The sequence below is a fragment of the Pseudomonas sp. NPDC087614 genome (assembly GCF_044743485.1).
Taxonomy (GTDB): domain Bacteria; phylum Pseudomonadota; class Gammaproteobacteria; order Pseudomonadales; family Pseudomonadaceae; genus Aquipseudomonas; species Aquipseudomonas baetica_A.
On sequence record NZ_JBIUWN010000070.1, the window covers coordinates 23,007 to 29,445 of the forward strand.

General features: G+C 59.2%; 7 protein-coding genes. 4 read left to right on the forward strand and 3 right to left on the reverse strand.

All coding sequences use genetic code 11. The features are described from left to right. Positions 1–45: 45 nt before the first annotated feature. A complete protein-coding gene (gene ompR, locus ACIOWA_RS21900; protein WP_339431565.1) occupies positions 46–786 on the forward strand; it encodes a two-component system response regulator OmpR in 741 nt (246 codons plus the stop codon). A 114-nt stretch (positions 787–900) separates the two neighbouring features. After that, on the forward strand, positions 901–2,214 hold the full coding sequence (locus tag ACIOWA_RS21905) for an ATP-binding protein (protein WP_221731025.1): 1,314 nt from the start codon (positions 901–903) through the stop codon (positions 2,212–2,214). An 84-nt stretch (positions 2,215–2,298) separates the two neighbouring features. Here ACIOWA_RS21905 and rimK read toward each other — a convergent pair whose 3' ends face one another. Both rimK and ACIOWA_RS21915 read right to left on the reverse strand, forming a co-directional pair. Continuing rightward, positions 2,299–3,204 carry a 30S ribosomal protein S6--L-glutamate ligase gene (rimK, locus tag ACIOWA_RS21910; RefSeq protein ID WP_221731026.1) on the reverse strand — a complete coding sequence of 302 codons (906 nt, stop codon included), beginning with the start codon at positions 3,202–3,204 and terminating at the stop codon, positions 2,299–2,301. Beyond that, entirely contained in the window at positions 3,201–3,647 is a 447-nt protein-coding gene (locus tag ACIOWA_RS21915; protein ID WP_221731070.1) for an ATP-dependent zinc protease, read from the reverse strand. Before ACIOWA_RS21915 ends, rimK begins: the two co-directional genes overlap by 4 nt. Before the next feature lie 249 nt (positions 3,648–3,896). Here ACIOWA_RS21915 and ACIOWA_RS21920 point away from each other — a divergent pair, with 249 nt between their 5' ends. Continuing rightward, on the forward strand, positions 3,897–4,301 hold the full coding sequence (locus tag ACIOWA_RS21920) for an RNA-binding S4 domain-containing protein (RefSeq protein ID WP_339431564.1): 405 nt from the start codon (positions 3,897–3,899) through the stop codon (positions 4,299–4,301). A gap of 113 nt (positions 4,302–4,414) precedes the next feature. On the opposite strand, the gene ACIOWA_RS21925 is transcribed toward ACIOWA_RS21920, so the two are convergent. Next, the gene (locus ACIOWA_RS21925) at positions 4,415–5,215 is read right to left on the reverse strand and encodes a phosphatase PAP2 family protein (protein WP_401161905.1); all 801 of its coding nucleotides are present in this window, start codon (positions 5,213–5,215) and stop codon (positions 4,415–4,417) included. Positions 5,216–5,319: 104 nt separating this feature from the next. On the opposite strand from ACIOWA_RS21925, the gene hslO reads away from it, so the two are divergent. Continuing rightward, a complete protein-coding gene (gene hslO, locus ACIOWA_RS21930; RefSeq protein WP_221731029.1) occupies positions 5,320–6,222 on the forward strand; it encodes an Hsp33 family molecular chaperone HslO in 903 nt (300 codons plus the stop codon). Positions 6,223–6,439 lie beyond the last annotated feature (217 nt).

Genomic DNA, 6,439 nt, shown 5'->3' on the forward strand with positions numbered 1-6,439 from the left:
ACGGCAGCTACGCCATAATGCGCGCCGAGCTAAAAGGAGCATCCAATGAGCAGCACTGCACAACCTGCTGAAGGCGAAAAAATTCTTATCGTTGACGACGATCCAGGGCTGAGTAGCCTGCTGGAACGTTTTTTCGTCAGCAAGGGCTATCGTGCCCGTACCGTACCGAACACCGAGCAGATGGATCGTCTGCTCTCGCGTGAAGTTTTCAATCTGGTCGTCCTCGACCTGATGCTGCCTGGCGAAGACGGTCTGACCGCCTGCCGCCGTCTGCGCGCGGCGAACAACCAGATTCCGATCATCATGCTCACCGCCAAGGGCGATGAGATGAGCCGCATCAAGGGCCTGGAACTGGGTGCCGACGACTATCTGGCCAAGCCGTTCAACCCGGACGAGCTGATGGCACGGGTCAAAGCAGTGCTGCGCCGTCAGGCCGCACCGGTACCGGGCGCTCCGGGCAGCGAAGACGAAAACGTCACCTTCGGTGATTACGTGTTGTCGCTGGCCACTCGCGAACTGAAGCGCGGCGACGAAGTACACATGCTCACCACCGGTGAGTTTGCGGTACTCAAGGCCCTCGTCATGAACGCGCGTCAGCCACTGACCCGCGATAAACTGATGAACCTGGCCCGTGGCCGCGAGTGGGATGCCCTCGAGCGTTCCATCGATGTGCAGATTTCCCGTCTGCGCCGGATGATCGAGCCCGATCCGTCCAAACCGCGCTACATCCAGACGGTCTGGGGCGTGGGCTATGTGTTTGTACCGGATGGCACCGCCACCAAGTGATCGGTGATTTGTAGGAGCGAGTCTGTCGGGGGCGGGTCGAATGACCCATCTCACAGACTCGCAATCCGCAATATGCGAGCATGGCTCGCTCCTGCAAGTGTGTAGCGGTTAAAGATGAAAACCCCCGTCTGGTTTCCCCAAAGTTTTTTCTCCCGCACCCTCTGGCTGGTGCTCATCGTCGTGCTGTTTTCCAAGGCGCTGACCCTGGTTTATCTGTTGATGAACGAGGACGTGCTGGTGGATCGTCAATACAGTCACGGCGTCGCTCTGACGCTGCGCGCCTATTGGGCCGCAGACGAAGAAAACCGCGCGAAGATCGCCGATAAGGTGCCCCTGATCAGGGTGGTCGGGGCGGGTGTGCCGGAAGGCGAACAACATTGGCCTTATAGCGAAATCTATCAGCGGCAGATGCAGACCGAGCTGGGCCCCGACACCGAGGTGCGATTACGCATGCACTCACCGCCGGCGCTCTGGGTCCGAGCACCGAGCCTGGGTGATGGCTGGCTGAAAGTCCCACTGTACCCGCATCCATTGCGTGGCCAGAAAATCTGGAACGTCCTCGGCTGGTTCCTCGCCATTGGTTTGCTGTCGACCGCGTCGGCATGGATTTTCGTCAGCCAGCTCAACCAACCCTTGAAGCGACTGGTGTATGCCGCCCGGCAACTCGGTCAGGGCCGCAGCGTGCGCCTGCCGATCAGCGACACGCCAAGCGAGATGACCGAGGTCTATCGCGCCTTCAACCAGATGGCCGAGGACGTCGAACAGGCCGGGCGTGAGCGCGAGTTGATGCTGGCCGGGGTTTCCCACGATTTGCGCACGCCGTTGACCCGGTTGCGGCTGTCGCTTGAATTGATGGGCGACCGTAACGACCTGACCGACGACATGGTGCGCGACATCGAGGACATGGATGCGATTCTCGACCAGTTCCTGGCGTTCATTCGCGACGGTCGGGACGAGTCTGTGGAGGAAGTGGATCTCAGCGATCTGGTACGTGAAGTCGTGGCGCCGTACAACCAGAGTGAAGAGAAGGTTCGGTTGCGTCTGGAACCGATCCAGCCGTTTCCGCTGCGTCGGGTTTCAATGAAGCGCTTGTTGAACAACCTGATTGGCAACGCTTTGAATCATGCCGGCAGCGGCGTTGAAGTCGCCGCGTATGTGTCTGGCGACACCAGTGCCCCGTATGTGGTGCTGAGTGTGATGGACCGTGGGGCGGGGATCGATCCTTCGGAGCTTGAGGCGATCTTCAACCCGTTCACCCGTGGTGACCGCGCTCGTGGCGGCAAAGGCACCGGGTTGGGGTTGGCGATCGTGAAGCGGATCGCTTCGATGCATGGCGGCAATGTTGAGTTGCGTAATCGGTCCGGGGGTGGACTGGAGGCGCGGGTCAGGTTGCCGTTGGGGTTGATGCTGCCTCGCGATGCTGTTTAAACACTGACATCCAGGGTGAGGCTGATGGCCCCTTCGCGGGCTTGCCCGCGAAGGCGGCCTCTGAGCCGCCACATATTTCCGGGTTTAGCCCTTGCCTTTGGTGCGAGTCATATTCGGCCCGCCATTCTTCTCAAGATGCTCAATGATGATCCCCGCCACATTCTTCCCGGTGGTGGTCTCGATCCCTTCAAGCCCCGGCGACGAGTTCACTTCCATCACCAGCGGCCCGTGATTGGAACGCAGGATATCCACCCCCGCCACCGCCAGGCCCATGACCTTGGCCGCCCGCAGCGCTGTCATGCGTTCTTCCGGGGTGATCTTGATCAGGCTGGCGCTACCGCCACGATGCAGGTTGGAGCGGAACTCGCCCGGTTTGGCCTGACGTTTCATGGCCGCGATCACCTTGTCGCCGACCACGAAACAGCGGATGTCCGCACCGCCAGCCTCCTTGATGTATTCCTGGACCATGATGTTCTGCTTCAGGCCCATGAACGCTTCGATCACCGACTCCGCCGCCGTCGCGGTTTCACACAGCACCACACCAATGCCCTGAGTGCCTTCCAGCACTTTGATCACCAGCGGAGCACCGTCGACCATGTCGATCAGGTCCGGAATGTCATCCGGTGAGTGAGCGAACCCGGTCACCGGCAAGCCGATGCCCCGGCGCGACAGCAGTTGCAACGAGCGCAACTTGTCCCGGGAACGGGCAATGGCCACCGATTCGTTGAGCGGGAACACCCCCATCATTTCGAACTGACGCAACACCGCGCAGCCATAGAACGTTACCGACGCGCCGATCCGTGGAATCACCGCATCGAAACCTTCCAGCGGTTTGCCGCGATAGTGGATCTGCGGCTTGTGGCTGGCGATGTTCATATAGGCGCGCAAGGTGTCGATCACCACCATTTCATGCCCGCGCTCGGTGCCGGCTTCGACCAGGCGACGGGTGGAATACAGACGCGGGTTCCGCGACAGCACAGCGATCTTCATGCAACACCTGTGGAGGAGGTAGATACCGGGAACACCGGCTTGTCTTGTACATATTTGATGCCCGGATTGACCACCAGTTGGCCGTCAATCAAAGCTTTGGAACCGAGTAGCAGGCGATAACGCATGGACTTGCGGCAAGCGAGGGTGAACTCGACCGACCAGACCCGATCACCGAGGGCCAGGGTGGTGCTGATCACATAGCGCACCTGAGCCTGACCGTTGGAGCTTTTAATGGTCTTGCGCGCCACCAAAGGCGCTTCGCAACGCCGGTGACGCAACTGCACCACCGTGCCCAGGTGCGCAGTGAAGCGCACCCACTTCGCGCCGTCGCGTTCGAACGGCTCGATGTCAGTGGCGTGCAGGCTGGAGGTGCTGGCACCGGTGTCGATTTTTGCCCGCAGGCCCGCGACTCCCAAATCAGGGAGCGCCACCCACTCGCGCAGACCGACAACGGTCAAATGGTCAAATGTCTTCAAAAAAATGCTCAACCGTGACAACCGCTCAGTCCGCAGGGGCCGGATTCGCGGTATTCACGCAGAATAATGGTTAAAAGGCGACAGATATCTACAGCCCGGATTACCGGCGTCTGAAGCAGGCGCCGGAATGTGTGCATTGTAATCCGGGATGGGGTCATTCATGGCACGACAGAAACGGTAGTACAGTTCACCAATATTTCAGAATGAGGACATTCCATGGCACAAAAAAACGAAGACGACGACAAGGTCCGTCTCGATAAGTGGCTATGGGCCGCGCGTTTCTACAAAACCCGTGCCTTGGCCAAAGCAGCGATCGAGAGTGGCAAGGTGCATTGTCGAGGCGAGCGCTGCAAGCCTGGCAAAGAGCCACGCATTGGCGACGAATTTGAGATTCGCACCGGTTTCGAAGTGCGCATAGTGAGGGTCGAGGCACTGTCTATCGTGCGTCGTGGCGCGCCCGAAGCGCAAACGCTGTATGCGGAGACCGAGGCGAGTATCGCCAAGCGCGAAGCGGCTGCGGCGATGCGCAAGGCCGGTGCGTTGGGCGTGAGCACCGATGGCAAGCCGAGCAAGAAGCAGCGGCGGGATCTGTTCAAGTTTCGGGGTAGCGGCAGCGAGTAGGGCGTCACTGCCTCTTCGCGAGCAAGCTAGCTCCCACACAAGATTGCATTCCAATGTGGGAGCTAGCCTGTTGGCGAATCGAGTGCACAGCACTCGCCATGGACACCGCGATATCAGGCGCTACGCACCACACTCATCCGCGAAATCAGCGGCAGCTTGCCCAGCAAACTGAAAACCGGCGCCGTCACTTTCAGCCAGAAATTCGCGGCGTGATACGCAAATGGCGTGTAGTAGCCCCAGCCCAACGCCAGCACCGCCAGCAACACGCCGCCGATGTAATCGTCCTGACCCCAATGCGCCCCGGCCACCAGCCGCGGCAGCATGAACAGCACCGCCAGGCCCCAGATCGTCAGGAACTGGCCAACCGAGCGGCTGAACACCCCCATGAACAATGCCCAGATCAGCAACACCGAAGCATGGTCGCCCGGGAAGCTCTGGCTCGAGCGATCTTTCAACTCCCAGGTCTTTTCCAGATGCGGGAAGTAATCGCTGAGGTGTACCGCGCCTTCAAGCACCATCGACGGACTGCTGTGCTGCCAGTCCATGAAATCGGCGAACTTGGAAAACAGCGTACGGATCACCACCATCAACAGCAGAATCGATAAAAAACCGAAAAAAGCACGGCGCGCATCAATCGCCTTGAATACCCAGTCACCTTTGATCAGCAGCGTCAGCAGAATCAGCCCGACGACGATGTCGAACGGACGCATACTTGCAATTGCCCAGATGTGGAGCCATATGGGGTTGCTGGCCAGTGGTGCATTGAGCGAGCGGAACAGCCACTCGTCGAAAATCACACACAGCGAGTTACCCGTAGGCCATAACCAGAAAGCCAGTAGCGCTAACGGCACCACGTTGCACAGAACCAGCCGGCCGAGGTTCCACCTTGATTGGAACAAACCCGGATTGTTCATAAAATGCCTCCCATGGCGTAGCAGTCGGCACCAAAGAGGGTGCCAAGAAACGCGAATTTTCATTCTTTGTAATCATTTTGTCATCACTTTCAGATACCGGACCTATGACCGACCTAACGGATACCGATTTCACCCAACGCTTCATCTTCGATGACAGCGACACCCGTGGCGAACTGGTGGCGCTTGAGCGCAGCTACGCTGAAGTGCTCGCCAAACACCCATACCCCGAGCCGGTCGCGCAATTGCTGGGCGAATTGATGGCGGCGGCCTCTTTGCTGGTGGGCACCCTGAAGTTCGACGGCTTGCTGATTTTGCAGGCGCGCTCTGAAGGCCCGATCCCGATGCTGATGATCGAATGCTCCAGCGAGCGCGAGATCCGAGGATTGGCGCGCTACCACGCCGATCAGATTGCCGCCGATGCGACCCTCAGCGACCTGATGCCAAAGGGTGTGCTGGCCCTGACCGTCGACCCGACGGTTGGCCAGCGCTATCAGGGCATCGTCGATCTCGACGGCGAAACCCTGTCCGATTGCTTCACCAATTATTTCGTCATGTCGCAACAGGTCGGCACCCGCTTCAAGTTGTTCGCCGACGGCCGCCGCGCCCGTGGTCTGCTGCTGCAGCAACTGCCGGCCGATCGTCTGAAAGACGAAGAAGACCGCGCGGCCAGTTGGCAGCACATCACCGCGCTGGCCAGCACGCTGACCGCCGATGAATTATTGAGCCTGGACAACGAAACCGTGCTTCATCGTCTCTACCATGAAGAGCAAGTGCGCCTGTTCGACGTGCAGAAGCTGCGTTTCCGTTGCAGCTGCTCGCGTGAGCGCTCGGGCAATGCGCTGGTCAGTCTGGGTCTGGAAGATGCGCAGGCGCTGGTTGCCGAACAGGGCGGCAACGTCGAGATCGATTGCCAGTTCTGCAACGAACGCTACTTGTTCGATGCGGCCGACATCGCTCAATTGTTCGCTGGTGCGGGCGTCGACACGCCGTCAGATACCCGGCACTAAAACGGTTCAGCGCAGGTAAATTCACTGCTCAACGACGGAATTTCGCCGTTACGACGGGAGGACCCTACTCTTTTTGGGCTTTTCTGGCATAATCCGGCCCACTTTTTTCGCGGTAGTAGTGCGCAACTTTCTACTACAAAACGTTAGTCTCAATGGTGTGGCGGCCATGGATGATTTCATTGAGTACAAACACATCGCACTCAATCCCGGTCTGCGT

Bases quoted from the DNA above. Each gene is read 5' to 3' on its own strand.
- ACIOWA_RS21925 (WP_401161905.1), bottom strand. From the start codon at position 5,215: ATGAACAATCCGGGTTTGTTCCAATCAAGGTGGAACCTCGGCCGGCTG.
- hslO (WP_221731029.1), top strand. From the start codon at position 5,320: ATGACCGACCTAACGGATACCGATTTCACCCAACGCTTCATCTTCGAT.
- rimK (WP_221731026.1), bottom strand. From the start codon at position 3,204: ATGAAGATCGCTGTGCTGTCGCGGAACCCGCGTCTGTATTCCACCCGT.
- ACIOWA_RS21905 (WP_221731025.1), top strand. From the start codon at position 901: ATGAAAACCCCCGTCTGGTTTCCCCAAAGTTTTTTCTCCCGCACCCTC.
- ompR (WP_339431565.1), top strand. From the start codon at position 46: ATGAGCAGCACTGCACAACCTGCTGAAGGCGAAAAAATTCTTATCGTT.
- ACIOWA_RS21920 (WP_339431564.1), top strand. From the start codon at position 3,897: ATGGCACAAAAAAACGAAGACGACGACAAGGTCCGTCTCGATAAGTGG.